Origin of the sequence: Staphylococcus argenteus, assembly GCF_000236925.1 — a bacterium.
Taxonomy (GTDB): domain Bacteria; phylum Bacillota; class Bacilli; order Staphylococcales; family Staphylococcaceae; genus Staphylococcus; species Staphylococcus argenteus.
Genome location: NC_016941.1, coordinates 308037 through 334791, shown reverse-complemented (window position 1 = coordinate 334791; position 26755 = coordinate 308037). Strand labels below are relative to the sequence as shown.

Below are 26755 nucleotides of genomic sequence, written 5' to 3'. Positions count from 1 at the left end.
ACTATAGTTAATATTTAATTTATCTTTAATGTTCGATACTATGATGTTATGCATCTACTGCGCCTCTATTAATCATATCTTGCTTAGTAACAATCGGATATTTTTTAAATACAATAGAACCAAGATAACCTGCAAGCGCACCTACAATCGCCATTACTACACCATAAATTACAATGGTCATTGGATGATTAAATCCAAACATTACTAAAAATCCTGCAATCGGTGTTGCTGTACCTGTTGCATCGTTAACTAAACCTGAAATAGCGATGATTAGGCCGGCAACGGCACCGCCAAAGAAATTTGTTACATATATCGGAATTGGATTGGCTGATACGATATCTGCTTGTGATAAAGGCTCAATACTAACTGCTATCGTTGACTTACGATCGCTTAATTTTAAACGATGGAATAGCGTCCCATTCATAAATGCTGAACTAAATGCTGCCATCGCACCTATAGCCATAGGGACACCTGTTAAACCTAATAATGCGGTTAAGGCCATTGAACTTAAAGGCGCTGTTCCAACAACCGTAATAATACCCCCTAAAATGATACCCATGATAATTGGATTCGTATTCGTACCGCTTTGAATAATATCACCAATTCGAATCAATGTACTATTCACTACTGGTGTTAACAATACAGCAATAAGACGGGCTAGTGGTGCTAGGATAACAATAGATCCAATTAAGTCGACACCATCCGGCACATATTTTTCTGTATATTTCATCACATATCCAATAATATAACCCGCAAAGAAACCTGGTAATAAATCCATACCACCGCATGCGGCTGCTATAACTAATGCATATACTGGTGATACACCGATAGCTAATGCTGTTAATCCAGCGGCAGCAACACCACCAAGACTACCGGCAGCATCCCCTAGCTCTCCTAAAAATTTAATACCAAATACTTCGCCACCAACATATTTATTAAATGCTTCCACTAAAAATGTTGCGATTGCTGCATTTGCTAATGCCCCCATGGCACGCATACCATTCGGTGCCTTATATGTAAATAATGTAAAAATAACTAAGACTAAAAATAAAAATAAAGTACCTATTAATAAATCCATTAAGCATGACCCCCATTATGATAATTTATATTCAATCCCCATAGTCAAATATTGAATACTTAGAGGCCATTTTACTACAAAAAATATTATATTTCACGGAATATTTCTAATTTTCGATAATAATTATTATTAATTGAATGCGAAAGTTTATTCAAATAATACATAAACATAAAAATACCGACACACAATGTGCCGGCTTAATAAATTATTCTACTGTTTCATTTTCAAGATTAAGGACGCCATCTTTCATATGATACGAACGGTCACAATATGCCTTAAGCCTTTCATCATGTGTAACGATAATACATGCTTTTTCTCTTTGTTTAGCTTGATCACGTAGAATTTTAATGACTTCAATCGCATTTTCAGTATCTAACGCTGCGGTAGGTTCATCCGCTAAAATAATCGATGGATTTGTATACAATGCTTTTGCAATTGCCACACGTTGTTTCTGACCACCTGAAATCTCTGACGGCAATTTATTAAGCAATGACGTTAGCCCTAATTGTGACATGAGTTGCTGATAGTCTTCATTAGACATAACATTCTTATTTTTCTTTTTCAATAATGTAAATTGTTGTCTTACCGTTAAAAATGGCACAAGATTTGTAGCTTGTAAAATAAAACCTATCTTTGACATTCTAACTTTTGCCAATGCTTTTTGCTTCATTGCCGTAATATCTTGGTTATTGATTAAAATGTGCCCAGATGTCGGCGTTTGTAAAGCACCTGCCATAGTTAGAAATGTACTTTTACCAGAGCCAGAAGGTCCAACTAATGCTACAATATCACCTTTATTTATCTCAAAATTTGTATCTTTAACCGCTTCAATTGTACGATTACCATCTTTAAATGACTTTGTTACATTTTCAAATTTCAACATTTGCTACACCTCCTACCCAATCGCCTTTAACGGATCTATTTTTCTAATAGTTAAAATAGAGAACAAACTTCCTAATACAGAGACAATCATTAACACAACTGCAAATACGAGCAATGTTAGTACATCAAATTTGACCGGTACTGCATCAGGTAAAAATGCACCTGTAATGCCTGTGAATAGTAATCCCAATGCCGTACCGAATAACGCTAATATGACCGTCTGCGAAATAACTACGTTCGCTAAATAGCCATTCGTAAATCCTTGAGCCTTTAATATGCCAAATAAACTCGTTTTTTGTAATGTCATAACATATAAGAATATACCTATAACTGTAGCTGAAATGACAAATAAGAATGAAATCATAAAGTTTAATGTTAAGTTCTGTGGTTTATAACCAGGTAAATTTTCAATAAAGTCATTAATACTAACCGCTTCAAGCTTTTGATTTAATTTTTTGTCTTTCCAATTTGTATCGCGTACAACGACTGCATTGATTTTATCTCCAGTCAATCTAGGATTGATCTTGGCAATGGTAGCGTCATTCGTGAAAATGACTGGTGACGCATTATATTTTGCACTTTCTGTAAAACCTACGATATGCAATTTTTCATCTGATTGAGATAGTGTTAATGTGTCACCAATCTTAAACCCTTTATTTTTAAGTGTTTCATCTGCTAACACTTCATTATCTTTAGTTACTTTATGCCCATCGATTAGACTCGGAACTAAAAATGATGACTTTTCAACACCGAAAACTAAAACATTGTCTTTTTGATGACCATTAGAAACTATTTCCCCTGTTTGCTTCAATGTTGCTTGTTTCTTGTATTTATTTTCAATATCTTTTTTATTAAAAACAGATTGTTGCACAGTTTGATTGGCATCTTTATTTAGAACAATGGCATTCGCATGCCACTTATCAATGCCTTCTTTATTCATATTGATTAAACCATTAGCTAATCCCGACAATAGAAAAAGTAAGTAACTTATCATTGCCAACACACCAATGATCAGTCCAAACTTCAATTTGTTGCGCCGTATTTCATTCCAAGCTAAAAACATGGATTCCTCTCCCTACTACTATGATTTAAACATTATTTATATTCTTAGATACACGTGCGTCATGTTGCGCTATGTAATGTTATATATACACTTATTCTTCATTATACCCGAACTTTTTATATTAAAAGCAAATTTATGGAAAATGCAATTAATTGTCTATTATTTTTGTACGGTACATTTAAAATTAAGGATCAATTTAAAAACGCCTACATATACCTTTAAGTACATGTAGACGTCCAATTCATATATTATTTAACTTCGCCTGTTTTAGGATCGAATTGCTTAATAACATTTTTACGTAATTTATCTTTTGATTTGTCACTTGCTTTATAGTTATTGTTATAAATTGTAGCTTCCCAACTACCATACATTGGGTTAGGGAAAATGATATATTTCTTACCAAAATCATCTTTATGTTTTTCGATTAATGCTTCACGAGATTCAGCTGTTGCTTCTTTTGGATCTGTAAAGTCTAATAAATTATCTCCAAATAGCATGACAAGTTTATGATCTTTTTGAACCATTTGTCTGCGTGGTTCTTTACTCTTATCATCTTTACCTTTTAGTAAAATATGACTCTTCTTAGCTTGAGGGATACCTTGTTGTTTTAAGTTCTTTTGTGTTGCCTTTAAATCTTTTTCTTTATCTCTATCAGAAATATAGTAGATATCGACACCTTTTTCATCAGCATATTTCAAGAATTCTTTTGCGCCATAGACAGGTTTAGCTTTAGCAGCTTGTACCCATTCATGCCAACCTTCTGGGAAAGGTTTATTATGTATTGATGCATAGCCTTGATACGGAGAATTATCTAAAACTGTTTCATCTAAATCCAAAGCAATAGCTAACTTATGTTTACCTTTATTCTTTTTAATCTCTTTATCTAACTGAGTCTTTGCACTGTTATAACCTTGTAAATATAATGCTTTTGCTTCAGCTGAATTTTGATACCAAGCCACTGCCATAATATTTTGATTACCAAGATTCACCTTTTGTGATGCTGGAATAGAAGCTTGTTGCGTTTGTTGAACTTCAGCAGAACTTTTGGCAATCGCAGTAGAATTTGTCGTTTGTGGTGCTGAAACTGTAACCGCTACCGATAGCGATGCTATTGCAATATACTTTGTAATTTTATTCATCCTATCACCTCATTATTAATATTAAAATACAGTTAAAATTATAAATGTATTTATTTAACATTGCTATACTATGCAATGATATTTAATATTATTTCTTGAAAAGCTAACAAATATGTGAACATTTCATATAAGCATGATTTAATGGGAGACCTATCACATGAGAGAGATTTGTGATTTATCACGTAATAAACTTGAATTCATTTGAATGACTAGGCCTTTCTATCAGACATATTCACTCATCCACGTATCATTATGTGTACAGTGTGCTATCTCATATTTACCTATTGGAGCAACCATAAACTCATCCATAGTTTACCTTTTATAAATAGCAGTCCTCACTCATACAATTTCTCATAAAAAAATTACAACGCTCCAACGTATTTCTAACTTACTTTCACCTATTTTAATTCATAAAAACGACACTTTAATTGTCATTATCCAATAATAGCAAGACGTTATCATTGCAATATTTTTTATAAAATAATAGAATCATAGTATTGTCATTTAAAGATAAAGTAAGTACGTTTTTATTTTTCAGATTTTTTAAATTATTATGAATATCTAGTTTTAGGAAGGAAATTACATTGAAAAAACAAGTTATTATTTCGGGCCTCATGTTATTTTCACTATTTTTTGGAGCCGGAAATTTAATATTCCCGCCCATGCTCGGCCATACAGCGGGTCAAAATATGTGGATTGGTATGCTAGGATTTGCCCTCACAGGCATATTACTCCCCTTTATTACTGTTATCGTTGTCGCATTTTATGATGAAGGTGTTGAAAGTGTAGGCAATCGTATACATCCCTGGTTCGGGTTTATTTTTGCTGTCGTGATTTATATGTCTATCGGCGCATTTTATGGTATTCCACGTGCCGCTAATGTCGCGTACGAAATTGGTACAAGACACATTTTACCTGTGCACAACCAATGGACTTTAATTATATTCGCGGCAATCTTTTTTGCCATTGTTTACTGGATTAGTTTAAATCCGTCGAAAATCGTTGATCATTTAGGAAAATTATTAACACCGTTATTACTATTAATGGTCGCTCTATTAAGTATTGCAGTCATTTTCAACCCTGAATCTGCATTAAGTGCACCTAAGGATAAATATATAACGCATCCATTCATTTCAGGAAGTTTGGAAGGCTATTTTACAATGGATCTCGTTGCAGCATTAGCTTTTTCCGTAGTCATTGTCAATGGCTATAAGTTTAAAGGTCTCACAGATCGCATGAAAATATTAAAATATGTCTGCTTTTCAGGATTCATTGCAGCTATATTACTTGGTATGATTTACTTTGCGTTGGCATATGTAGGTGCGTCAACAGCTCCAGGAAACTTTAAAGATGGTACAGATATATTAACGTACAACTCATTACGAGTATTTGGTTCGTTCGGTAACCTCGTATTTGGAATGACAGTAATACTTGCATGTCTAACAACATGTATTGGACTCGTCAACGCATGCGCAACATTTACTAAGAAACACGTACCTAAGTTTTCTTATAAAATATTCGCACTTATCTTCTCTATCATAGGTTTCTTATTTACAACACTTGGTTTAGAAATGATTTTGAAAATTGCTGTACCTTTGCTGACATTAATATATCCCGTGTCAATTGCACTTGTACTCATATCATTTGCTAATATGTTTAGCAAATTCCGATTTAGTTGGGCATATAGACTCTCAACTGTTATTACACTGATTATTTCAATTTTACAAATACTAAACAGTTTCGACTTATTACACGGTACCATTTTGAAATGGTTTATGATGTTACCTTTAGCAGATATCGATTTAGCTTGGCTTGTACCATTCATTCTTTTGGCAATCATAGGTTTCATCATCGATGTAGTTATACGCCGTCCGAAACAAGTGACAACTTAATAAATGCTCAGTACCCTAGTAATGATTGATCTATCATTACTAGGCTTTTTTATATGAAGATTGTTTTTTCAACGATACTGTCTGCCTATTGATTATTTTAAAATAATTGATTTGCCAAAAAATCCTATCTGTTATTCAAAAATATTAGTTTTTAAAATTAGTTTTGTGAAATTATTCACAAATAAGAAAATTCATAGTATACTCTGATTAACAAATGAAAAGTGAGGATATCATTGTGAAGGAGAAACATATTAAATGGGATAAGATTTTTTATGGGGACGATTGGGTAAATAACGTAGTCGAAACAATAAGAACGAAAGATATATTACAAAGCGTTTATTTAAAACGTTATTTATTACGCGCGATGATGGCAGGATTTATTATCGGCATTATTACAGTTTTCGTATTGTCAGTTAAAGCAACACACGAACCAGATTTACCACCAGGTATTGTGAATATGGCCAGTGCCATTACATTCAGCTTTGCGTTAGTACTCATTTTATTTACAAACTCCGAACTACTAACCAGTAACTTCATGTACTTTACTGTAGGGCTATATTATAAAGTAATTAAACCAACTAGAGTATTGAAAATATTTTTATTATGCTTTGCAGGGAATATTTTAGGTGCCGCTATTTTATTTAGTTTCATGCGTTTTTCAAATGTAATGACACCTGATATGTTAAATCAATTATCAGCAGTTATAGAGCATAAAACGTTGTCTACTGGTTTTGTAAGTATATTAATGAAAGCGATATTCGCCAATTTCTTTATTAATATTTCATTAGTTATCGCCATGCAAATTGACGATGTACTCGCAAAAATGTTTGTCATGATGTTCGGTGTTACCATTTTCGCCTTTATGGGTTATGAACATGTAGTTTACAATAGCTGCTTATTTATGGGTGGCTTAATTTATCAAGTTGATACATTGCACTTCATTCCTGCTATTTCGAATATTGCTGCTGCTTTTATCGGTAACTATATCGGAGGCGGTCTCATTATAGGTTTATTCTATGCTTACTTGAATGATCATCATCAATTTTATAAAAATAATTAACTATATATGAACAATGCGTTAGTCGATGCCTTTAATATTTAGAAGTGCATTGTCTAACGTGTTTTTTTAAGTTCGTCAATGCTTTTTGTCCGATGGCATGAGCATTGTCAAACACAAAATGCTCCCTTAAAAGCAGTTATTGACTGAACATCTACTTCTAAGAGAGCATTTTATTTAATTAGTTAATTTATTAAAAACTAACAGAAATATAATTACTTAAGAAATCTTGAAATTTCAATATACGATGTTTATGATAAGTCGCTTATTTCATCTTTAGGTTTTTTATTAGTAAGTAGTTTAATACCACTGATTAACCATAAAGCAAATGCAATTATGTTACCACTTATTACTGCTCCAATAATCAACAAGATACCACTCATTTTTTTGTTTTTAGATGCTTTAAACATACCGATTGCACCTAAAATAAGTGAAATGATTCCAAATATAAATAGGAATAAGAATAATACAGTGAAAATTGCTGCTGCTGTTTCTGCATCAACTGGCTCAACCTCACCATTAACTGTTGTTGACACATCTGTAGTCAATAAACCTGATGCTGCTAAAACCATAAATAGTAAACTAAATACCGTTGCTAAACCTTGAACTGAAATACCTATTATTGTCATTATTTTGACCGATTTTTCCATTGTCTTACTCCTTTTTTATTAGTATTTACAAACTTACGTTTGTATTCTTATATATAAACATTTAAATTTATATCGCGTTTATTGTAAAAAATATTGTTTCTAAAGCTCATTTATTTTTTTGAAAATGGTTAAAAGTTTTAAAGAAAGCATACGTTATTTTTTTTCCACTTCTACATTTTCATCTTCATAATCTGCTTTATGGTCTTTCATATACTTAATTGGGTCTATTTCTCTATTGATCTCTGCCTTACCATCTTTTATTTCATATGCGAAATAATACATTTTTTCACGATCTTTAAACAATTGAATACCAATAACAATGACTTTACCATCTTTATAAACATGTGTATTACTGTCTTCTTGTTTAATGTCTGTTTTAATAGTGTTTTGTACTTTCGAGGCAATTTTATTCATTTGATTCTGTTCTTTGTACACTTTATCAATATCTTTTTGATACTTTTCACCTTTATTAGAACAACCTGCCAAGACAATTGCTAACATTAAAAAGACTACCAATATTCTTTTCATCATTTTTCTCCTTAGATGGCTGTCATTTTCCACTCACTAGAAATCTGATAATATTCTTTATCATAGTGATGTTTGAACAATGTATCGCCAATTAGTTTAAACTTAATGTTTTTTTAAAACTTAATGCAAATGTTTGTTTTACTACGATAAAAAGGTTTCATAGTATAAATACTATTTCAGTAATATTTTATAAAAAACTACTGAAAATTCTGTCATCACTACAGATAATGTAATAACTATTTGATACCTTTACATTGCTATGTATCTCTAAATATTGCCTCCTATACATTTATTTTATTCCCAAATATTTAACTATTTATAATTATAGTAAAAAACATTTTAATAGTATATACTTTTCTCATATTTTTTTGATATAAGTTTTTAAAAATAAGTCAATGTGCATCAACTTTATAAAATACACTACAATAACCTTTTCAATTAATGACAATTTTAAATTTATATCGTGATTTGTTAATTAGTTGAACTCATTTATCCATGATGTATGGATAACGATAAGCTAATTGACTTTTTAAGTTGCAAATAATCTTATTTTTTAGCTTCTTCTTTGAATCAAAAGTAAAACGAGGTTGGTTTTGCTCAGCCTTCCATAACATGTCTGCTACTCTTGTTCTTTAACATACTTCTCTACTTCTCGAATTTCTTCCATTTCATATTCCATTTCTGGTAAAACACCAAACTTTTTGTACATATAGTAGTTTTCTTTTCCGGATGGACCAAAACCTAATTTAATCCAATCTATATAATCAAACGATACGTATAATTTACCTTCTCTTGTAAAATCAAATTCACATGATGTCCATAGTTCATGTCCTTCTTTTTTAAAAGTTTCTCTTAACTCATCAAACATTCGATAAACTTTAAACCATGAATTCTTAAAAATATCTTTTGAGACATTGCAATCTTTAGGAATATCTGAATAATAATTCAAACCTTCACTTCCAGGTTTAGTATAATTAAAAACAACCTCTCCACCTTCATCATCTAGGTAGGCAATTGTATATACCTTTTCCCACTCTACCGGTATCATTCCACTGATTTCATTTGCAATTTCATTGTACATTTGACTTAGTTTTTCTTCGAAAGTCATGTTATCTCCCCTATAGTTCAGCTTCATCTCGCTCTTTAATATATTGTTCGATTTCTTTAATTTCTTCCATTTCATATTCCATTTCTGGTATAACCCCAAATTTTTTGTACATATAATAATTTTCACGGCCTAATTGATCAAACTCTGTATTTATCCAATCAATATAATCAAATGAAACTTTTAATTTACCTTCTCTTGTAAAATCAAATTCGCATGAGGTCCATGGTTCATGTCCTTCTTCTTTAAATGCGTTTCTTAACTTCTTAAACAATCTATATAAATCCGTCCACAAATCATAAAATACTTTTTCAGAGACATTATACTCTCTAGGGATATATGTGTAATAATTCAAACCTTCACTTCCAGGTTTAGTATAATTAAAAACAACCTCTCCACCTTCATCATCTAGGTAGGCAATTGTATATACCTTTTCCCACTCTACCGGTATCATCCCACTGATTTCATTTGCAATTTCATTGTATATTTGACTTAGTTTTTCTTCGAAATTCATGTTATCTCCCCTATAGTTCAGTTTCTTCTTGCTCTTTAATATATTGCTCGATTTCTTTAACTTTATTAATTTCATATTCCGTTTCTGGTAAAATTCCAAATTTTTTGTACATATAATAATTTTCTTTTCCAGATGGGCCAAAACCTAATTTAATCCAATCTATATAATCAAATGATACTTTCAAATTACCATCTCTTGTAAAATCAAATTCACATGAGGTCCATGGTTCAAGACCTTCTTTTTTAAATAAATCCCTTAAATCCATAAACAAGTAATACAGATTCATCCATAAATCATCAAATATTTCTTCTGAAATATTATAATCTCTAGATATATCCGTGTAATAATTCAATTCATCGCTACCTGGTTTAGTATAATTAAAAACAACCTCTCCACCTTCATCATCTAGGTAGGCAATTGTATATACCTTTTCCCACTCTACCGGTATCATTCCACTGATTTCATTTGCAATCTCATTGTATATTTGACTTAGTTTTTCTTCGAAATTCATGTTATCTCCCCTAATCTCTACTTTAATAATAACGATATATTTATAAATACATTCAAATAATTTAAAATTCTATTTTTACAATTCAGTAAAATCTAAATATATCCCTCCATTTAAATTTTCATCATAAATTGGTTCATCATCTTGAAACTATATAATCGCCTTAGATTCTTCAGAGTTTGTATATACTAAGCTCGTTTCCATTTTTCGGAAATGGAAACAGGCTCGTGATTTTCAACGCAAATAAATGCAGGGGCAAATTAAACAAACTCGTTTGAGTTACTCATGTTCATCTACCTTTCATTTATCGTTATTAAAATTTAGATTCGCTTTCTAAAACATTACATTTTTTTATTTTAATATTGAAAAGGTCACATTTTACATTCATTGTCATTATCTTTTTATCTTCAAAGTATTTGAAGTCTTTTAGATTCAGCTACATCTATTATGTATAAATCATTAGGACGGATTTCTTTTAAACCCGTCCTTTAAATTAATATATTCTATTGCTTTAATCTTGATTGCTGTATTTTATAAACGAATACTGTACCGATTGTAAATAAAATAATGGCAATAATGAATAATGGTATTCCAAACATATTAAAAGATTCACCGTAAAGTTTTATTCCAATTTCCATAAACCTAGCTTTCATTACGAAGTAAAATAAGATAGACATAAATATAAATACTGCATATGTCCCAATGATTGATAAAATTATCGTTGGTTTTGATATAGATTCAAGTGCTTTAGAATTTTTATGCGGTGTATAAACAAATAGCCACATGACATTCATTGCCAACATTCCAAAACTACCTAAACATAAAATAAATCCATAAACACTTGTTAAACTTAAAATCCCTGCAATTGTCAAAAGTATCCACCAAGTATATTTCATGCTATGACACTTCTTTTCCTATTTTGTTATACCTTAAAACAGAAATTCCACTTATTAACCAAGCAATAAATGTTAATAAATTGGCACTGATCACTGCACCAATAATATACAAAATACCACTCGCTTTATTATTCACAAACAACTTTTTCATAGCTATAATGCCTAATAAATCTGAAACTAAAGAAACAGCAAACAATATTGCAAATATTGTCACGAATGTTGCTTGAGCAGTTTCTGGACTTTGTATAGTTTGTTCACCATTAACAGTTGTGGTCAATTCTGGCTGTATAATCCCTGTTGCTGATAAAATTAAAAATATTAAAAATAACAATGTTAAAAAACTTTGAATAATAATTCCAATTAAAGACGTCACTTTGATTAACTTTTCCATTTTCCTACTCCTTAAAATTAATTTACTTTAATATCTTTATAATCTGATTTGTGTTCTTTCACGTATGTTTTAGGATTAATATCTCTCTTATAATAAATTTTGTCGTTTTTAAACTCGTAAGTCGCGTAAAACATTTGATCTTTATCTTTAAATAACTTATAGCTGATGATAATTAATTTGCCATCATTAAATACATAAGTATTTACTTTATCCTTATTAAATTCAGGATTAACTTCATTACTCTTTTTAACCATCTCTTTATGAGTTTCTTGTTGAATTTTCATTACTTTATTAATTTGACTTTGATATTTATTTTCATTTTGCTCATTACCACAACCATAATTGATTATACTCATCATTATAATTAACACTCCTATAATTAATCTTTTCATTGGTTACTCCTTAATTATCTATTTTTAATAAAAAAGTCTTTCAACTCTATCGGTTTGCGATTAGGTTTTATAAAAAATTCCCAAAAGTGATAGGCCGGCTGTCCGGATTTTTTATTTTCTCTAAATGAACGAACATGTAAAAATCTAAAATAGAATGGAATCGCATATAATCCTGGAATCATATACAAAATCGACAGTACTTTTGTAACTTTCACTCTATTAGCTAATTCAATATTACTTTGATCATATTGATAGCTTTTCAATAAAATAAAGTAAAAAATAATTTCTAACAATATGGTAATTGCATATGCAGCCATAATTGAAATATAACAATAAAAGCTTACTCTATCATAGAAATCTCTACCATACTGCAAACGATTATTAATTAGACTTGCAATAATTGGTGGAAATGCTAGCAAAATCATCATTGCAAATGGAATAACTTCAAATGATAAAAATATTTTGTTTATTCTCTTTATTTTTTCCATTTCTGCTCCTTTAATTAGTTAATTTTTCAATAGCAGAAGCTTTTGAATTTATTGCATTTTCTAGTACAGATAATGTACTACCTAATGAATTAACTTCATTTTGCATCTCGGTAATTTTATCGATGAGTCTATCGATATTATCATCAATATTTTTTATACAATTTGTTAATGAGCCACTTATGAGTTCATTCTCACTTTGATCTTCCAATTTCGAATGATTCTTCCTAGAAATATCAACAATTTTAAATTGCAGCAAACTAAGATTAAACAAATCTTATTGCTTAACCTCTTTCCCATAATTAACTTTCTTGGCTTTTAATATATTGCTCGATTTCTTTAACTTTATTAATTTCATATTCCATTTCTGGTAAAACACCAAACTTTTTATACGTATAGTAATTTTCTTTTGCTAATGGTCCAAAACCTAATCTAACCCAATCTATATAATCAAAAGATACATTCAATTTGCCGTCTCTTGTAAAGTCGAATTCGCATGAGGTCCATGGTTCTAAATCTTCTTCTTTAAAAGTTTCTCTTAACTCATCAAACATTCGATAAACTTTAAACCATGAATTCTTAAAAATATCTTTTGAGACATTGCAATCTTTAGGTATGTCTGAATAATAATTTAATTCATCACTAGCTGGTTTAGTATAATTAAAAATGACTTCCCCAGCTTGGTCAGTTACGTAGGCAATTGTAAATACTTGCTCCCATTCTACTGGAATCATCCCACTAATCTCATTCGCAATCTTGTTGTATATTTCACTTAGTTTTTCTTCGAAAGTCATGTTATCGCCCCTAAAGGTTAGTTTCTTCTTGCTCTTTAACATAATTTTTTATTTTTTCAACCCAATTTATGGCATATTCTTTTTCAGGCCAAATCCCAAATTTTTTATACATGTAATAATGTTCTCTTCCCATTTGTCCAAACTCTGAATTCGCCCAATCAATATAATCAAATGAAACTTTTAATTCACCTTCTTTTGTAAAATCAAATTCACATGATGTCCATGGTTCGAGTCCTTCTTCTTTAAATAAATTCCTTAAATTCTTAAACAAATCATATAAATCCATCCATAAATCATCAAATACTTGCACAGAAACATTATACTCCTTAGGTATATCAGTGTAATAATTCAAATCTTCACTTCCTGGTTTAGTATAATTAAAAACGACCTCTCCACCTCCATCATCTACATAAGCAATTGTATATACCTTTTCCCACTCTACCGGTATCATACTGCTAATCTCATTCGCAATCTTGTTGTATATTTCACTTAGTTTTTCTTCGAAAGTCATGTTATCCCCCCTATATTTTCAAAATAGATATTGGTTTCATTTCCGTTAAATAAAAAGCACTAAACAACACCTCTACGTCGCTTAATGCTTCTTCAAATTAATATTACTCATTTTATACCTAAATACACTAATAGAACTAAAATAACTGAAACTATTGTTACGATAACTGGAATTCTAAATAATTTCGAGTCTTTTTCAGTATTATATTATTTGTAAATAATAGCCCTAAAACTCCTACTCATTATTTTGTCTTTCAATTTATTTAACCATTTATAATTATAGTAAAAAAGATATTAATAGTATATACTTTTTTACAATTTCGTAAATAAAAATTTACCAACACCTATATGTAATACAATTATAATAATCTTGATAAAATCATATTCAGAATAAATAACCAACAACTGAAAAATATTAGATTTATTACAACAAAAGCAAACGTTCCTTTTCTAATTCTAATAATCAAATCCCATTAATATCAATCCACTCAAATTCTTTCACATCATTGAGTAAAAAATAATGTGTTGAAGTTGATTTTTTATATAAGTATACTCCAATAGTAATTTATAAAATTATTTAGTCATCATCTTCAGTGTTTAATTCAAAAATATAGAATCTACTGTATTGCATAATAAATTGAAATGCCACAAATTGTGATCCAGCGATAACCAACATACTTACAATAATTATAAACTTGGATTCTACGACATTAGGAACCAATATATATTCGATAATTTTTTCAATATATATAAATGAGCTCAACGCAGTTAATAATAAACCGAAATGTGTTTTAGTTTTACCACCCCAACGTTTTGTTACTTTAGGTAATTTTAACAACGTAAACATTCCTCCAATTACTAATAATAAATAGCTAATTATGATTGAAATCGTACCCATTAACCAATAATTGAATAAATCATAATGGTTTTGTACAGCTGCAAAATAATAAAGGTTACACAGTGCAAATACTACAGTGATAGTAGTTAACACATTTATAACAACTAAAAATCGAGCATATATTTTTTTATATTTCTGTGCACTTTCTTTTTCGAAATCTATAAATCTAATCCATTGAAGCAAACTAATTATGATAATTATTAATTCTATAATTGTCGTTATCTTTAAATAATTAGGAAACCTTTCATAATCTAAACCAAAAAAGAAAGTTAGACATGAAAAAAGTATCAAAAACAATGATGCTAAACTTAAGGCTTGTGCACCTGGCTTTCGAAGAATGTCTATATTTTCCTTAGTAGCCATATTTACCTATCTCCTATACATTGATTTTGTAATAGCATATTACGTATTTAAAGTTATATATACTTAGATTTTCATCTACTAAAAGCATAAAATTATCTTTATATTATTATTTGATGAGTATCAACTTTACGGTCTATATTGTTTTTTACTTAACTGCCAAAAAGACTAAACAAAGCTTTATTGTTTAGTCTTACAATTAAAATAGTTTATTCTTCCTGTTCTTTAATATATTGCTCGATTTGTTTAACCTCCTCCATTTCATATTCCATTTCTGGTATGACACCAAACTTTTTGTACATATAATAATTTTCAAGACCCAATTGATCAAATTCTGTATTTAACCAATCTATATAATCAAAAGATACATTCAGTTTACCTTCTCTTGTAAAATCAAATTCACATGATGTCCATGGTTCTAAATCTTCTTTTTTAAAAGTTTCTCTTAACTCATCAAACATTCGATAAACTTTCATCCATAAATCCATAAAAATATCATTTGAGACATTACAATCTTTAGGAATATCTGAATAATAATTCAATTCTTCACTTCCAGGTTTAGTATAATTAAAAATGACCTCTCCACCTTGATCATCTACGTACGCAATTGTATATATCTTTTCCCATTCTACTGGTATCATTCCACTGATTTCATTTGCAATTTTATTGTACATTTCACTTAATTTTTCTTCGAAATTCATGTTATCTCCCCTACAGGTTAGTTTTTTCTTGCTCTTTAATATACTTCTCTACTTCTTTAACTTTATTAATTTCATATTCCGTTTCTGGTAAAATTCCAAATTTTTTGTACATATAATAATTTTCTTTTGCTATTTGTCCAAATTCTGAATTCATCCAATCTATATAATCAAAAGATACGTTTAATTTACCCTCTCTTGTAAAGTCAAATTCGCATGATGTCCATGGCTCGAGTCCTTCTTCTATAAACAATTCTCTTAAATTATCAAATTGCTTATATAATTCATATACTGAGTCCATAAATTCTGATCTTGGTATATTATATTTATTTAACACGCTCGTATAGTAAAATAATTCATCACTGCTTGGCTCAGTATAATTGTAGAAAACTTCTCCATTTCTTTCACTTATATAAGCCATTGCATATACCTTTTCCCATTCTACCGGTATCATGCTGCTAATCTTATTCGCAATTTTATTGTACATTTCACTTAATTTTTCTTCGAAAATCATGTTATCACCCCTATATTTTCATTACCGTTAAATAAAAAGCATTAAACAACACTTCTACGTGGCTTAATGCTTCTTCAAAATAATATTACTCATTTTAAACCTAAATAAACTAATGAAACTAAAATAACTGAAACTATTGTTACAATAATTGAAATTCTCAATGATTTTTCACATTACAATTTATTCAACTTCTTATCATTATACTAATCTTGATAAAATCATATTCAAAATAAATAACCAACAACTGAATAATATTGGCCTTATTACAACAAAAGCAAACGCTCCTTTTCTAACTCTAATAATCAAATCCCAAACTGCAAATATAATAATGATAAATAAGCTGAGTATGAAAAATGAGATACTTAAGTCACGTGTTTCCGCAGTAATTTGAGGTGTTGACTTTAATGTCATTAATACCGTTAGTACTATAGCTACTATCAAAGAAATAATCCCTTTATACTTAGCTATTTCAATATTTATACGTAAGCTTTCAACTGAATTGTATTCAGATTTATTAACTATTCCACTTGAACTATCTGTAATGTTCTTATATTTTAGTAATAGTGGTCTGTTCCAAAGATTTCTAAAAGCCATCCATGCATAAAACAAACTCCCCATATACAAAATCACATTGAAATTTGTTAACTGATCATAGCTGTCACCTATAAAAATATAAGTGATACCAATTACTACAAACACAATGGCATAGATGATTATAGGCAATACTACTATTTTTTCAGAATACATCACAGCAGTTAAATATATAATATAATACAGTCCGGCTACGACAATTAATAATAAGAACTCCATATTCGCACCTCAATATTCCATAACTTTTACTTTAATATCGATCCATTTAAATCCATTCACATCATTGAACATAAAATAATATGGTGATATACGTTGAAGTTGATTTTTTATATAAGTATACTCCAATAGTAATTTACAAAATCATTTAGTCATCATCTTCTGTGTTTAATTCAAAAATATAGAATCTACTGTATTGCATAATAAATTGAAATGCCACAAATTGTGATCCAGCGATAACCAACATACTTACAATAATTATAAACTTGGATTCTACGACATTAGGAACCAATATATATTCGATAATTTTTTCAATATATATAAATGAGCTCAACGCAGTTAATAATAAACCGAAATGTGTTTTAGTTTTACCACCCCAACGTTTTGTTACTTTAGGTAATTTTAACAACGTAAACATTCCTCCAATTACTAATAATAAATAGCTAATTATGATTGAAATCGTACCCATTAACCAATAATTGAATAAATCATAATGGTTTTGTACAGCTGCAAAATAATAAAGGTTACACAGTGCAAATACTACAGTGATAGTAGTTAACACATTTATAACAACTAAAAATCGAGCATATATTTTTTTATATTTCTGTGCACTTTCTTTTTCGAAATCTATAAATCTAATCCATTGAAGCAAACTAATTATGATAATTATTAATTCTATAATTGTCGTTATCTTTAAATAATTAGGAAACCTTTCATAATCTAAACCAAAAAAGAAAGTTAGACATGAAAAAAGTATCAAAAACAATGATATTAAACTTAAGGCTTGTGCACCTGGCTTTCGAAGAGTATCAATATTTTCTTTAGTAGTCATATCTATCTCCTATACATTGACTTTGTAATAGCATATTAAGCATTTAAATTTATAAGTAATTAGATTCTTTTCGATTAAAAGTATGAAAACCTAAAATTACCTTTATATTATTATTTGATGAGCATCAACTTTACGGTATCTATTGCTTTTTACTTAACCGCCAAAAAAAGACTAAACAAAGCTTTATTGTTTAGTCTTGCATCAAGATTATCTATCTTCCGCTTCTTCCTGTTCTTTAACATACTGTTCGATTTCTTTAACCCAATTTATGGCATATTCTTTTTCAGGCCAAATTCCAAATTTTTTATACATATAATAATGTTCTCTTCCCATTTGTCCAAACTCTGAATTCGCCCAATCAATATAATCAAAAGATACGTTTAATTTACCATCTCTTGTAAAGTCAAATTCACATGATGTCCATGGTTCGAGTCCTTCTTCTATAAACAACTCTCTTAATTTATCAAATTGCTTATATAATTCATATACTGAGTCCATAAATTCTGATCTCGATATATTATATTTATTTAACACGCTCGTATAGTAAAATAATTCATCACTTCTTGGTTCAGTATAATTGTAGAACACTTCTCCACTTCTTTCATTTACATAAGCCATTGCATATACTTTTCCCCACTCTACTGGTATCATGCTGCTAATCTTATTTGCAATCTCGTTATACATTTCACTTAAATTTTCCTCAAAAGTCATATTATCGCCCCTATATATTTTTTACATGTTTTGCAAATTGTTTATTATCAATATAATATTCGACCATAAACTCAGTTGGCCTTTTACTATTACCGCTGTATTTCACTTCCATTTTAATATTTTTCACTTCATCTCCCGACTTTAGTGCATCTTTCCACTCTTTTTCCAACTGGTACCAATCACCATTTTCCTTAAATGGACGGTTGATATATTTACTTTGTGCTACAAGGTTATCTATGTCTTTTGACCCACCAAACATTCTAGCGATTAAGTGACCTCCATCATCGTCTGGTAATCTATCCTCTCCTCCCACAGTTCTTTGTGCATGGTTATTACGACCGCCATCTTTTAGAGAAAGATTGTCTACATAAACTTCTTTTATGCGCCCTTTATGATCAGTCCGATATATGTGACCAGTTGGTGTTGTATATTCTATATTTGCTTTTAGTTTCTTAGGTCTAAGTCTTGCATATTGCTCTCCATATTTGACCTTGGTGTAGTTTGGTGATTCAACATATTTTGATGAATTTATTTCATGGCTACTTACACTATGTTTACCTTCACTTCTCACCATACTATCTTTCGGACCATGTGTCACGTGATTTTGTGGTGTAACAGCACGTTTCATGTTTTGACCCATGTTTCTCAAAGTAGTTGTTTCAGCAAAGTTTATACCGCCTATTCCCGCCGATGCAAGTTGTTGTTTAGATGGAATTACAAATTCTTTATCAAGTCCATTATTCACTATTCGTTTGACATTTTGTGCTTGTTGTCCAATCCAATTTCTACTTTGTTGAACAGTATGAGTTGCTTGACCACGCATGTTACTCAGCATTTGTCCAACATGAGTATTTTGAGCAAAGTTACGAGATTGATTCAACACACTGTTTTTCATCATTCCCATTTTAGGTGAAATACGACTAACTGCTTGTTGCATTGTCTTTTGCAATCCTGTTTTAACTGCAAATTTTTCTCCGCCTTTGAAGCCTAATTTCATTAAACTTTTCCCAGCACCTTTGAGGAAGCCCATACCTGGCAATGGAATAAGCGAAAGTCCTTCCATGATGCGTTCTTCTTTAGATAGCTTTCTTCCAGTTATAATATTTTTTCCTGTGGCTGCATTGGCTGCTGAATAAGCGGTATATGCACCTGCTGCTACTGCACCTGCGACAGGGTTGACTATAGTTAAAGCTATAATTCCGACACCCGCTAAAATATCAACTGCCAATTCTTTTTTCTTTTGCTCCTCTATCTCTTCCGCTTCAGCTACTGTCATGTAATCACAAGAAGCGCCCTGAGTCATCATTTTTTCGAAATCACTCTTAGATAATTTCTTATCTTCTTTTTTCATTTCTTTGTAATGCTGATCAATTACTTTTACAAATTCTTGATCCGATTTTAATATTTCATCGATGCTATAAACATCGCTGTCACTTTTCTTGGCATCTCCCTTTGCAATTTTCCCAGAAGCCCCATAGGTATCTCTACCATGACCACCGCCATTTTTAATTAATATATTTTCCAATTTAACATTCGTTATACCTTTGAATGCTTTATCTATATCTTCTATAAATGGCGTGTCAATAATTTCTTTCATTTTCGAATCTAATTGAGATGCATAATCATATAACTCATTTTGATAATACCCCATTAATTTAGATCCTTGTGGACCTACTACACTACTCGTTAATGATATTGCGCCATCTTCGTCTAAAGAACTGACATCGCTTACCGCATCATCCATTGTTGTATCTACATCTAAGAAGTCTTGCCCCTCTATTGCATCTATTACACTTTGGATAGATGACTTTTCATTGTCATAATCAGCTGTTAGATATTCAATATCTTTTGTCATATCATGCACCTATCCCTCAATATTATAGTAAAGCTTGGCAAATTCCGTACCCCAATGTTCATCTGCTTCAAAGAACTTTTGTGCTGAATTCATGACGCCACCACCGAGTGTGCTCAGTGGACCTTTGAGACCACTAATGACTGTTGCAGCACTACTATAGCCATTTTCCATAGAATGTGCAGCTTTTTCACTACTGTAGTAATTTAATTGCGCTATTTTCCCAAAGTTTTGAGCTATTTCATCATACTTTTGACTAATGCTTTCTAATTCTTTTACAACATGTGCAATCGTTTCAGCTTTAACACTAATTTTTCCACTCAACGTCATTACTCCTCTGCTTTATTAATATGATTTTCATCAGTATCGAATCCAAATAATTCTCGTATAAATGTATTAATGACACCAATATGAACATTCAGCACTTTATCTTTTAATGGGTATCGAATGAGTAGCAAATCATTTTGTTCATAAATGTTATATAAACTTTGTTGAGGGTCACCTTGATGATTGTATATTTCAATTTCTAAAACACGCCCAATCGTATCGATACTTTCATTATTTAAGTTCTCCAATGTTTCATCGTCAATTTGTTTAAAGTCCCAATCATTAGACTTTTCTTGTCTCATCAATAAAGGATATGATTGTACAATCGACCACCATGCAATGTCTTTATTTATAATTCGTATTTGAAATCCATTATTTTTAAACCGGCTTAACAAAATATATTCATCTTTTTCATAGCTAAATGGTGCAAAATACATATCATTAATTCGAATATTTACAATTGCGCTAATATACTCTCTGACTAATGTAGCCACTTTAAAACCTGCATCAGTTAACTTGTCATTCTCTGTTACTAATTCCTTTTCAATTAAAGCAGCTTTAGCTTCTTCAAAATTTGATGGATCAAACAATTCAAAATTTACGAGAGGTAATTTACTACCACCTAAAATTGTTAATTCTTCGTAAGAAAAATAATCTATTCGCTTAACATCTTTCATCATGGGTTCACCCTATCAAGCCCTTGCTTAATTGATAATGTATCGTATTTCGCTAGATTTTGACTTAAGTTATCAATTGCTTTTTGATGGTCAGCCATCGGTTGTACTAATTCTTCTTGAAACTTTGCCATAATAAGTAACACATCTTTCACCTTATTGGCGAACTGTCCTTCCCAATCACTACCTTCGATATACTCAGCGAGCTGTTGCGTTTGCTTTTGACATGCTTCAATATCTTTAGCTGTTTTTGCCGCTAATTGTTTTGCTTGATCAACCTTGCCACCATCTGCTTTAATACCTTTATATCCACCCATATCTTCACCTCAATATTAATTCATTGCTTTATTAAAATATTCACTTGCCTTTTCGCCAGCAATTTCCTTAGCTTTTTGGAGGGATTCTTTATTTTTATCGATATCTTCACCCAACATTTCAAGCTTTTGTTTCATCAAATTTCTTTTTTCAATATATAACGTATTGGGCGCCTTTCCCTTAACAGTTACACTGTCCTTATTAGCACTAGATTTTGCAGTTTGTACGTCCTTTGCTGTGCTTTCAATATCATCTAGTGCAAAACTCAAATTAAATTCTAATCGCTTATATTGTTCAGCTTTTCTTAAATATCCAGAACGAACTTCAATTTCATGCGCAATCTCTTCTGCATGCTTTTTAATATCTTTAAATTTCGACTTAACCATTGTTTCAATATCATTAAAATTCATAACATACCTCCCTCCTATTTAATTCATTGCTATTTAAACCATCTAATCTTTTGATAAGCTTGGTTTGCGACCATATATGCTTCATTTTCTTTAATAACTGGTTCTCGTTGAATAAATCTAAATTTAAAGAATTGTTGGTCTGAAATACGAATACCTATACTAAATTGGTTAATCATTTTACGTGCAACATCAATCTGTTTATCATAAGCATCTATTAATTCTTTATGAATGCCGACAAATAAAATGTTCAAGCCAAGTTCTGGTCCTTTTGTAATAAGTTTTTTAACATCATCTTCCGGAATATACGTGCAATCAATAAATGTTTTAAAATCATTGATAATGTAAAGTGAATCTTTTTCAAACGGACCGTCCATTTCTCTTTGTTTTAAGTCTTCAATCATTAGTTGATGAATCGCTTTAATGTCTTCTCTTTCTTCGGCAAAGTTAGCCACTTGATGCCTATAAGCTTTAAACTCTCCACTTGAATCTGCGATACAAATCGCATATTTTTCATTTAATATGTCAATTTCTTTCATCATAATTTCAGCAATATGCGCAATTTCTCTCGGATTTTCTGATGAAATCATTGCTGGTTCAGTTAATTTAATTTTTTGTAGTGTAACACCTTCATAATCTAATCCAATTGGTAAAGCACCATTTGCAACTATATCCGGTAAGCTTAATGATTCTCTGTAATCTTCATATTTAATTTCATCTGGCATCATAGGAATATCACTTGGTGTTTCACCTTTATAAAATTCTGTCATCGCTGATACTTCATCATTAATTTGATCATTATATGATTTGGTCTCATCATGTTTAAATGGTTGGCCAATATGGAATGATACGTTGTCATCGCTACTTAACAATGCTCGACCCACTACATCTTTAACCGCAAATTTTTGCTGTCCTACTACGTTCGACACCTCTGATTTATCATATAAAAACATTGCGATACGCGTTTTCATATTAATGTACATTGGTGTTTTCATAGCGTTAGCTCTTGAAGCAGTTAAGGTTACTTGCATGTCTAATGCTAGCCCTTCACGCGTCATTTTAATCATCATATTTTCAAAAACTTCTTGGAAAGGTGAATCTTTTACTGCGTCAAAGTTATCAATAAGGATAAAGACATGCGGAATTGTTTCACCAGTTAATTTTCGATATTCAGAAATACTAGTGACACGATACTGACTTAAAATCTTCTTACGACGATCAATTTCATCATTAAATATACGTATCGCCTTCGCAATCTTGTCTTCTTGATCTACTGTAAAGTAATCAGCGACATGTGGTATGTCTGTGACTGGCATCAAACCATTAGTTCCGAAATCGAACAAGTACATGTGTGCTTGATCAGGACGATGGTGTCTTGCAACATCGAAAATAATGTTGTGTAAGAACGTTGTTCTACCATATCCTGGACTTCCGATTAACGCGATGTGACCAGCTTTTTTCAATTGTAATACCATCGGCCCTTGATATTGTTCTTCTGGTACGTCTTTAAGTCCTAATGTTAATTCCACTTCTTTTGCATCATCTGACCATAATTTTCTGAAATCTGTTTCTACTAAATCTTCTTGATATACATTTTCTGGCAATGGTGGTAGCCATGGACGCTTAACTTCTTCAATTTCTAATCGTGTTGTAATAGATTCGATATGATCGATAACCGCTTCTAACTCAGTTTGATTTTCTTTCGTTTCTTCATCTTCAAGTCCACTCAAGTCTTTGTTGATTGCTTGAAGTTGACCATAGTCATTAATCATGTAAATCGTCTTATCTTCAACTTCTAATTTATCGCCTTCGATATCATATGTTGCACCACTCCATGCAGATTGGAATAATTCATAAATTTCATTATTACCAACTTGTAAATACGCACGACCTGGTAATGTAATGTCTGCTGCATCTGGTGTTTTTAAAATTTCATTACTGTCTTGTCTATCTTGTACTTTTAATGCCAATTTAAATTTAGAGTTAGACCAAATTTGGTCATCAACAACACCCGATGGTTTTTGTGTCGCAAGTATTAAATGAATACCTAACGAACGTCCAATACGTGCCGTTGATACAAGTTCTTTCATAAAATCAGGTTGTTCTGATTTTAATTCGGCAAACTCATCGGAAATAATGAATAAATGTGGCATTGGTTCTGTCGCAATACCTTCTTTAAATAACTTATGGTATTGATTAATATGGTTAACATCATGCTCTCCGAATAAACGTTGACGTTTTCTCAATTCGGCTTTGATCGATGTTAAGGCACGCATCGCTTCATCACCATCTAAGTTTGTAATCGTACCAACTAAATGGACTAAATCTTTAAATAAGTTCGCCATACCCCCACCTTTATAGTCAATCAATAGGAACGCCACTTCATGTGGGTGAAAATTAATTGCTAAAGATAAAATGTATGATTGGATAATCTCAGATTTCCCCGAACCAGTTGTACCGGCAACTAAACCATGTGGTCCGTGTGCTTTTTCATGTAAGTTCAATGATAAAATATCATCTTTACCTCTTACACCTAAAGGTACTGCCATCGTTTTGTATGTTTCATTTTGTCTCCATCGATTAACTATATCGAGCTGGTCTACTTCTTTCACGTTATACATCTCTAAAAATGTAATACTATCTGGAATTGCATTTTTCAAATGTTCGACGTGTGTTAAATTTGCCAAACGTCGTGCGATATATTCTTTATCGACGTTATCAATATTTTCAGGTGTAAATTTCAATTGAACTAATTCTTTTTCTTTAGTAATCAGTTCGCCTTCAGTACGAGACTTGATATCAATAATGGTATCTACATGCTCTGGCAAACTTTCAATCACATCTTCAACAAAGATTAATGAAATACCATATTCTGATAAATCTTGGTTTACATATTCTAAAATGACATGATCAATAATTAATGACATATCTGTAATGACAAACACTAATTGCGGTGTAAAAATAATTTGCTCATTACTTCTGCTGCGTTCACGCACAGCTTGGATACGTTCTTTGATCATGCTATAAATTGACGTTAAAATTTGGTCACGTGTTCGTTGATTGTAAACAAACCCTCTAATGTTTTGACCTCTCAATGTCATATGTGGCAACCAACGTGCCCATTTCAATGTTTCAACTTCATCTTCACGTGTCACAAATAGAAACTCTAAATCATGATAACTATGGAATGTTGACAATTGGATTAGCATTTTCTCCAATTCTTCTAAAATGAGATGTCGTGCACCAATATATGCAATCGGTCCATGATTTAAATCATTGATTAATGGTGCTTGTTCTACATCTGTGTAAAATTCATACAATTCTTTAGCATCGTCGAATAATTCATCACGACGTTGGTTAAATTCTTCTTCTTGGTAATCTAATTTGAATGACTTTTCAACATTCGCAATACCTAACTTATAATGTAAGAAATCGTGATGATGTGATGTTTTTTCATATATTCTTGGTGCTTTCGTTTCGACGATATCTTTAATTTCAGCAACCGTTGGATAATGGTAATTCAAACTAAAACGTTGTGCTTTAATCGCTTTATTAATTTCTTTAGATTTATTATCCAAATAAGCTTTGTAATCTTTCTCTCGTTTTTCAACATCTTTGTTATACTTTTTCTTTTCAGAGAAATACGTTGTAATACCAAATACTATCGTTACTGTACTCATACCAATCATCATTAAAATATAAATACCAATTGGTCTCACTAAAAAGATGACAACAGTTAAAGCAATCATCACTAATGGCGGTATAATAGAACGCCATATCACTGTATTGTTCTTCTGTATTGGCTGTGGCGGTCTTTCAATCTTAATATCGTCAGTCGGTTCACGATGAATAATTCTTGGCGAACGATGGTACGTATTGTAGTCATCTGCCTGTGCATGTGGCATCTCTTGTGTTAAGCGAATTAATGACGATGTCACTGTACTCTGACTCAATACATTCAAACCATCGGCTTGTACTTCGAGCCATATCCCTTCAACATAAATATGATCACCAATGTAAGCTTTGTTCGTTAATTGCTCTTGTAGTTCATAGTTAACATACACATCTGTATTTTTATCGTGCACAATGCGCACATATTGTGATTCTTGTATTGATTGAAAATCTTTAATAATGATGGCATTTGTCAAACTTTGAATGACCATGTCATCATATGCATTTGGTCCAATCGTCATCGTATCTTGAATCGAAGGATACGCAAATGATGCATAATCAGCTTCCGTATAAAGCTGTAATGTAATGTCATCAAGGTCACCTTTTCTAACAAGCACCTTATTAATAGAAGTGTGATTTGCTTGCCAAGTGCCTTGATTATTTTGCTCTAAATGAATGACTTCGCCTAACGATTTCAACGTAACATCTGCACGCTCGTCTTCGCTAATAGTATATGTTTTACCATCTCGCAAATTGAGCATCTTCAATTGTTTGTTATATTTTATAATCAATTTATGCATTGTC

30 protein-coding genes and 2 pseudogenes are annotated in these 26755 nt (G+C 31.0%); 3 read left to right on the top strand and 29 right to left on the bottom strand.

From position 1 onward, the window contains the following. Window positions 1-46: 46 nt before the first annotated feature. Entirely contained in the window at window positions 47-1033 is a 987-nt protein-coding gene (locus tag SAMSHR1132_RS01465) for a PTS sugar transporter subunit IIC (RefSeq protein ID WP_231845228.1), read from the bottom strand. Between SAMSHR1132_RS01465 and SAMSHR1132_RS14185 the strand changes: the two are divergent. Further along, window positions 987-1141, top strand: a pseudogene (locus SAMSHR1132_RS14185) (hypothetical protein). The gene SAMSHR1132_RS01465 and the pseudogene SAMSHR1132_RS14185 sit on opposite strands and share 47 nt — an antisense overlap. 142 nt (window positions 1142-1283) lie before the next feature. Here SAMSHR1132_RS14185 and SAMSHR1132_RS01460 read toward each other — a convergent pair. The 3 genes from SAMSHR1132_RS01460 to SAMSHR1132_RS01445 form a co-directional block, all read right to left on the bottom strand. Continuing rightward, window positions 1284-1961: an ABC transporter ATP-binding protein gene (locus tag SAMSHR1132_RS01460; RefSeq protein WP_000911026.1), complete on the bottom strand. Its 678-nt coding sequence runs from the start codon at window positions 1959-1961 to the stop codon at window positions 1284-1286. Window positions 1962-1973: 12 nt separating this feature from the next. Next, on the bottom strand, window positions 1974-3023 hold the full coding sequence (locus SAMSHR1132_RS01455) for an ABC transporter permease (RefSeq protein ID WP_000477922.1): 1050 nt from the start codon (window positions 3021-3023) through the stop codon (window positions 1974-1976). A gap of 248 nt (window positions 3024-3271) precedes the next feature. Then, on the bottom strand, window positions 3272-4162 hold the full coding sequence (locus SAMSHR1132_RS01445) for a 5'-nucleotidase, lipoprotein e(P4) family (RefSeq protein WP_001033946.1): 891 nt from the start codon (window positions 4160-4162) through the stop codon (window positions 3272-3274). A gap of 584 nt (window positions 4163-4746) precedes the next feature. On the opposite strand from SAMSHR1132_RS01445, the gene brnQ2 reads away from it, so the two are divergent. Then, entirely contained in the window at window positions 4747-6054 is a 1308-nt protein-coding gene (gene brnQ2, locus SAMSHR1132_RS01440) for a branched-chain amino acid transport system II carrier protein BrnQ2 (RefSeq protein ID WP_000745097.1), read from the top strand. A gap of 235 nt (window positions 6055-6289) precedes the next feature. Next, on the top strand, window positions 6290-7114 hold the full coding sequence (locus SAMSHR1132_RS01435) for a formate/nitrite transporter family protein (RefSeq protein ID WP_000659770.1): 825 nt from the start codon (window positions 6290-6292) through the stop codon (window positions 7112-7114). A gap of 248 nt (window positions 7115-7362) precedes the next feature. Here the strand turns inward: SAMSHR1132_RS01435 and SAMSHR1132_RS01430 are convergent, their stop codons facing one another. The 25 genes and pseudogenes from SAMSHR1132_RS01430 to essC all read right to left on the bottom strand — a co-directional run bounded on the left by SAMSHR1132_RS01430 (window position 7363) and on the right by essC (window position 26751). Further along, complete coding sequence (locus tag SAMSHR1132_RS01430; RefSeq protein ID WP_000415778.1) at window positions 7363-7761, bottom strand: DUF4064 domain-containing protein; 399 nt, start codon at window positions 7759-7761, stop codon at window positions 7363-7365. Window positions 7762-7914: 153 nt separating this feature from the next. Beyond that, entirely contained in the window at window positions 7915-8289 is a 375-nt protein-coding gene (locus SAMSHR1132_RS01425) for a DUF4467 domain-containing protein (RefSeq protein ID WP_000822166.1), read from the bottom strand. A 619-nt stretch (window positions 8290-8908) separates the two neighbouring features. Then, window positions 8909-9397 (bottom strand): antitoxin YezG family protein, encoded by a 489-nt coding sequence (locus SAMSHR1132_RS01420; RefSeq protein ID WP_000142088.1) that lies wholly within the window; start codon window positions 9395-9397, stop codon window positions 8909-8911. 10 nt (window positions 9398-9407) lie between these two features. Then, entirely contained in the window at window positions 9408-9908 is a 501-nt protein-coding gene (locus SAMSHR1132_RS01415) for a TIGR01741 family protein (protein WP_001008481.1), read from the bottom strand. Window positions 9909-9918: 10 nt separating this feature from the next. Further along, the gene (locus SAMSHR1132_RS01410) at window positions 9919-10419 is read right to left on the bottom strand and encodes a TIGR01741 family protein (RefSeq protein WP_001008480.1); all 501 of its coding nucleotides are present in this window, start codon (window positions 10417-10419) and stop codon (window positions 9919-9921) included. 500 nt (window positions 10420-10919) lie between these two features. Next, window positions 10920-11312, bottom strand: a complete 393-nt coding sequence (locus tag SAMSHR1132_RS01405; RefSeq protein ID WP_014373767.1) for a DUF5084 family protein — start codon at window positions 11310-11312, stop codon at window positions 10920-10922. A 1-nt stretch (window position 11313) separates the two neighbouring features. After that, the gene (locus SAMSHR1132_RS01400) at window positions 11314-11703 is read right to left on the bottom strand and encodes a DUF4064 domain-containing protein (RefSeq protein WP_000413095.1); all 390 of its coding nucleotides are present in this window, start codon (window positions 11701-11703) and stop codon (window positions 11314-11316) included. 17 nt (window positions 11704-11720) lie between these two features. Continuing rightward, window positions 11721-12095, bottom strand: coding sequence for a DUF4467 domain-containing protein (locus SAMSHR1132_RS01395; protein ID WP_014373766.1), 375 nt, complete (start codon window positions 12093-12095; stop codon window positions 11721-11723). 14 nt (window positions 12096-12109) lie between these two features. Continuing rightward, entirely contained in the window at window positions 12110-12583 is a 474-nt protein-coding gene (locus SAMSHR1132_RS01390) for a DUF5083 family protein (protein ID WP_000411370.1), read from the bottom strand. A gap of 10 nt (window positions 12584-12593) precedes the next feature. Beyond that, window positions 12594-12839 carry a hypothetical protein gene (locus SAMSHR1132_RS01385; RefSeq protein WP_042354692.1) on the bottom strand — a complete coding sequence of 82 codons (246 nt, stop codon included), beginning with the start codon at window positions 12837-12839 and terminating at the stop codon, window positions 12594-12596. Window positions 12840-12882: 43 nt separating this feature from the next. Then, window positions 12883-13374, bottom strand: coding sequence for a TIGR01741 family protein (locus SAMSHR1132_RS01380; protein WP_000141991.1), 492 nt, complete (start codon window positions 13372-13374; stop codon window positions 12883-12885). A 10-nt stretch (window positions 13375-13384) separates the two neighbouring features. Further along, entirely contained in the window at window positions 13385-13885 is a 501-nt protein-coding gene (locus tag SAMSHR1132_RS01375) for a TIGR01741 family protein (protein ID WP_000141992.1), read from the bottom strand. A 358-nt stretch (window positions 13886-14243) separates the two neighbouring features. Continuing rightward, window positions 14244-14357: pseudogene (locus SAMSHR1132_RS14050) on the bottom strand (DUF5080 family protein); the annotation flags it as partial. Between the two features lie 104 nt (window positions 14358-14461). Beyond that, window positions 14462-15145 (bottom strand): DUF5079 family protein, encoded by a 684-nt coding sequence (locus SAMSHR1132_RS01365; protein WP_000201519.1) that lies wholly within the window; start codon window positions 15143-15145, stop codon window positions 14462-14464. A 206-nt stretch (window positions 15146-15351) separates the two neighbouring features. Then, window positions 15352-15843 (bottom strand): TIGR01741 family protein, encoded by a 492-nt coding sequence (locus SAMSHR1132_RS01360; protein ID WP_001008479.1) that lies wholly within the window; start codon window positions 15841-15843, stop codon window positions 15352-15354. 10 nt (window positions 15844-15853) lie between these two features. Next, window positions 15854-16354 (bottom strand): TIGR01741 family protein, encoded by a 501-nt coding sequence (locus tag SAMSHR1132_RS01355; RefSeq protein WP_000575673.1) that lies wholly within the window; start codon window positions 16352-16354, stop codon window positions 15854-15856. A gap of 198 nt (window positions 16355-16552) precedes the next feature. After that, window positions 16553-17164 carry a DUF5080 family protein gene (locus SAMSHR1132_RS01350; RefSeq protein ID WP_000394917.1) on the bottom strand — a complete coding sequence of 204 codons (612 nt, stop codon included), beginning with the start codon at window positions 17162-17164 and terminating at the stop codon, window positions 16553-16555. A 145-nt stretch (window positions 17165-17309) separates the two neighbouring features. Beyond that, window positions 17310-17993, bottom strand: a complete 684-nt coding sequence (locus tag SAMSHR1132_RS01345) for a DUF5079 family protein (RefSeq protein ID WP_000208408.1) — start codon at window positions 17991-17993, stop codon at window positions 17310-17312. Between the two features lie 207 nt (window positions 17994-18200). Then, entirely contained in the window at window positions 18201-18704 is a 504-nt protein-coding gene (locus SAMSHR1132_RS01340) for a TIGR01741 family protein (protein WP_000142164.1), read from the bottom strand. Window positions 18705-18714: 10 nt separating this feature from the next. Next, window positions 18715-20559 (bottom strand): DNA/RNA non-specific endonuclease, encoded by a 1845-nt coding sequence (locus SAMSHR1132_RS01335; RefSeq protein WP_042355851.1) that lies wholly within the window; start codon window positions 20557-20559, stop codon window positions 18715-18717. A gap of 9 nt (window positions 20560-20568) precedes the next feature. After that, window positions 20569-20886, bottom strand: a complete 318-nt coding sequence (esxD, locus tag SAMSHR1132_RS01330; protein ID WP_000175722.1) for a type VII secretion system extracellular protein EsxD — start codon at window positions 20884-20886, stop codon at window positions 20569-20571. After that, window positions 20886-21560, bottom strand: a complete 675-nt coding sequence (locus tag SAMSHR1132_RS01325; protein ID WP_000655876.1) for a DUF5081 family protein — start codon at window positions 21558-21560, stop codon at window positions 20886-20888. Before SAMSHR1132_RS01325 ends, esxD begins: the two co-directional genes overlap by 1 nt. Next, window positions 21560-21874: a WXG100 family type VII secretion effector EsxB gene (gene esxB / locus SAMSHR1132_RS01320; RefSeq protein WP_000509668.1), complete on the bottom strand. Its 315-nt coding sequence runs from the start codon at window positions 21872-21874 to the stop codon at window positions 21560-21562. The genes SAMSHR1132_RS01325 and esxB overlap by 1 nt, the downstream gene beginning before the upstream one ends. Window positions 21875-21889: 15 nt before the next feature. Further along, window positions 21890-22282: a type VII secretion substrate EsaC gene (gene esaC / locus SAMSHR1132_RS01315; protein WP_001010289.1), complete on the bottom strand. Its 393-nt coding sequence runs from the start codon at window positions 22280-22282 to the stop codon at window positions 21890-21892. 29 nt (window positions 22283-22311) lie between these two features. Then, entirely contained in the window at window positions 22312-26751 is a 4440-nt protein-coding gene (gene essC / locus SAMSHR1132_RS01310) for a type VII secretion protein EssC (protein WP_000549314.1), read from the bottom strand. Between the last annotated feature and the right edge of the window lie 4 nt (window positions 26752-26755).

What these genes read in the sequence shown, in the direction of transcription:
- SAMSHR1132_RS01410 (WP_001008480.1), bottom strand. Translation starts at nt 10,419, where the DNA reads ATGAATTTCGAAGAAAAACTAAGTCAAATATACAATGAGATTGCAAAT.
- SAMSHR1132_RS01400 (WP_000413095.1), bottom strand. Translation starts at nt 11,703, where the DNA reads ATGGAAAAGTTAATCAAAGTGACGTCTTTAATTGGAATTATTATTCAA.
- essC (WP_000549314.1), bottom strand. Translation starts at nt 26,751, where the DNA reads ATGCATAAATTGATTATAAAATATAACAAACAATTGAAGATGCTCAAT.
- SAMSHR1132_RS01360 (WP_001008479.1), bottom strand. Translation starts at nt 15,843, where the DNA reads ATGAATTTCGAAGAAAAATTAAGTGAAATGTACAATAAAATTGCAAAT.
- SAMSHR1132_RS01375 (WP_000141992.1), bottom strand. Translation starts at nt 13,885, where the DNA reads ATGACTTTCGAAGAAAAACTAAGTGAAATATACAACAAGATTGCGAAT.
- SAMSHR1132_RS01430 (WP_000415778.1), bottom strand. Translation starts at nt 7,761, where the DNA reads ATGGAAAAATCGGTCAAAATAATGACAATAATAGGTATTTCAGTTCAA.
- esaC (WP_001010289.1), bottom strand. Translation starts at nt 22,282, where the DNA reads ATGAATTTTAATGATATTGAAACAATGGTTAAGTCGAAATTTAAAGAT.
- SAMSHR1132_RS01420 (WP_000142088.1), bottom strand. Translation starts at nt 9,397, where the DNA reads ATGACTTTCGAAGAAAAACTAAGTCAAATGTACAATGAAATTGCAAAT.
- SAMSHR1132_RS01455 (WP_000477922.1), bottom strand. Translation starts at nt 3,023, where the DNA reads ATGTTTTTAGCTTGGAATGAAATACGGCGCAACAAATTGAAGTTTGGA.
- esxD (WP_000175722.1), bottom strand. Translation starts at nt 20,886, where the DNA reads ATGACGTTGAGTGGAAAAATTAGTGTTAAAGCTGAAACGATTGCACAT.
- SAMSHR1132_RS01350 (WP_000394917.1), bottom strand. Translation starts at nt 17,164, where the DNA reads ATGGAGTTCTTATTATTAATTGTCGTAGCCGGACTGTATTATATTATA.
- esxB (WP_000509668.1), bottom strand. Translation starts at nt 21,874, where the DNA reads ATGGGTGGATATAAAGGTATTAAAGCAGATGGTGGCAAGGTTGATCAA.
- SAMSHR1132_RS01345 (WP_000208408.1), bottom strand. Translation starts at nt 17,993, where the DNA reads ATGACTACTAAAGAAAATATTGATACTCTTCGAAAGCCAGGTGCACAA.
- SAMSHR1132_RS01445 (WP_001033946.1), bottom strand. Translation starts at nt 4,162, where the DNA reads ATGAATAAAATTACAAAGTATATTGCAATAGCATCGCTATCGGTAGCG.
- SAMSHR1132_RS01325 (WP_000655876.1), bottom strand. Translation starts at nt 21,560, where the DNA reads ATGAAAGATGTTAAGCGAATAGATTATTTTTCTTACGAAGAATTAACA.
- SAMSHR1132_RS01335 (WP_042355851.1), bottom strand. Translation starts at nt 20,559, where the DNA reads ATGACAAAAGATATTGAATATCTAACAGCTGATTATGACAATGAAAAG.
- SAMSHR1132_RS01355 (WP_000575673.1), bottom strand. Translation starts at nt 16,354, where the DNA reads ATGATTTTCGAAGAAAAATTAAGTGAAATGTACAATAAAATTGCGAAT.
- SAMSHR1132_RS01425 (WP_000822166.1), bottom strand. Translation starts at nt 8,289, where the DNA reads ATGAAAAGAATATTGGTAGTCTTTTTAATGTTAGCAATTGTCTTGGCA.
- SAMSHR1132_RS01405 (WP_014373767.1), bottom strand. Translation starts at nt 11,312, where the DNA reads ATGAAATATACTTGGTGGATACTTTTGACAATTGCAGGGATTTTAAGT.
- SAMSHR1132_RS01365 (WP_000201519.1), bottom strand. Translation starts at nt 15,145, where the DNA reads ATGGCTACTAAGGAAAATATAGACATTCTTCGAAAGCCAGGTGCACAA.
- SAMSHR1132_RS01390 (WP_000411370.1), bottom strand. Translation starts at nt 12,583, where the DNA reads ATGGAAAAAATAAAGAGAATAAACAAAATATTTTTATCATTTGAAGTT.
- SAMSHR1132_RS01340 (WP_000142164.1), bottom strand. Translation starts at nt 18,704, where the DNA reads ATGACTTTTGAGGAAAATTTAAGTGAAATGTATAACGAGATTGCAAAT.
- SAMSHR1132_RS01395 (WP_014373766.1), bottom strand. Translation starts at nt 12,095, where the DNA reads ATGAAAAGATTAATTATAGGAGTGTTAATTATAATGATGAGTATAATC.
- SAMSHR1132_RS01415 (WP_001008481.1), bottom strand. Translation starts at nt 9,908, where the DNA reads ATGAATTTCGAAGAAAAACTAAGTCAAATATACAATGAAATTGCAAAT.
- SAMSHR1132_RS01460 (WP_000911026.1), bottom strand. Translation starts at nt 1,961, where the DNA reads ATGTTGAAATTTGAAAATGTAACAAAGTCATTTAAAGATGGTAATCGT.
- SAMSHR1132_RS01380 (WP_000141991.1), bottom strand. Translation starts at nt 13,374, where the DNA reads ATGACTTTCGAAGAAAAACTAAGTGAAATATACAACAAGATTGCGAAT.